Source organism: Pontibaca salina, from assembly GCF_016307205.1.
In the GTDB taxonomy this organism is placed as follows: domain Bacteria; phylum Pseudomonadota; class Alphaproteobacteria; order Rhodobacterales; family Rhodobacteraceae; genus Pontibaca; species Pontibaca salina.
In genome coordinates this window covers 1-344 of sequence record NZ_JAEIJD010000037.1, presented here as the reverse complement: position 1 = coordinate 344, position 344 = coordinate 1, and the positions used below count along the sequence as shown (strand labels likewise).

Annotated in this window: 1 protein-coding gene; it reads left to right on the top strand. The window is 62.8% G+C overall.

What is annotated here, in order from left to right; translation table 11 throughout:
• On the top strand, positions 1 to 344 hold a 344-nt coding region (locus JAO82_RS14180; RefSeq protein ID WP_198687041.1), incomplete at both ends, for a hypothetical protein.

Below are 344 nucleotides of genomic sequence, written 5' to 3'. Positions count from 1 at the left end.
GACAGCTTCAGCTACACGATCAGCGATGGCGAACTGACCAGCAGCGCCACGGTCAGCCTCACGGTCGGCACGCCGCCCTCCGGATCGGGATTTGTATCCGATGATTTCAGCGGGCCGTCCCTGGACGATCTGGTTTGGACCATTGAGGGGCCGACCGGGGTTGCCGGCTCGGTCGGGACGGATGCCAATGATGCTTATCTGGAACTGGTGACCCCGGATGGCAATTATGACGTCTGGCGGACCAATAACGGCGCGCGGGCGATGCAGGCGGTGTCGGACGAGGATTTCCAGGTCGAGACCCGGTTTCTGACCACCCCGAGCGAGCGGTTCCAGTTACAGGGGCT